Annotated in this window: 1 pseudogene and 1 other annotated feature; the pseudogene reads left to right on the forward strand. The window is 45.4% G+C overall.

Going from position 1 to position 379, the window contains the following annotated elements:
• Nucleotides 1-379: pseudogene (locus ACT3QP_RS15110) on the forward strand (transposase); the annotation flags it as partial.
• Nucleotides 221-337 (forward strand) — a sequence feature (AL1L pseudoknot). (Overlaps the previous pseudogene by 117 nt.)

Genomic DNA, 379 nt, shown 5'->3' on the forward strand with positions numbered 1-379 from the left:
TTGAAGCTAAAGACGACTACCCATCCACCTGGTCAGCCATCAAAGCCATAGCACCAAAGATAGGTTGCACGCCTGAGACCCTACGATCATGGCATAAAAAGCACATTGATAAAACCATTCCTGCAAAGATTCAAGCTCAAAGCCAAGCCGAGCGTATCAAAGAGCTTGAACGTGAGAACAGAGAGTTAAAGCAAGCCAATGAAATTATAAAGAAAGCTGCTGCTTTTTTCGCCCAGGCGGAGACGGGCCGCAAACCCAAGTAATGGTTGATTTTATAGATGACCACAAACCACAATATGGAGTCGAGCCAATCTGTAGAGTCTTGCCGATTGCTCCATCCACATACTATCGTGCCAAAGAGCTAGAATTCAGTCCTGAA

Origin of the sequence: Psychrobacter sp. AOP7-B1-24, from assembly GCF_052376215.1 — a bacterium.
In the GTDB taxonomy this organism is placed as follows: domain Bacteria; phylum Pseudomonadota; class Gammaproteobacteria; order Pseudomonadales; family Moraxellaceae; genus Psychrobacter.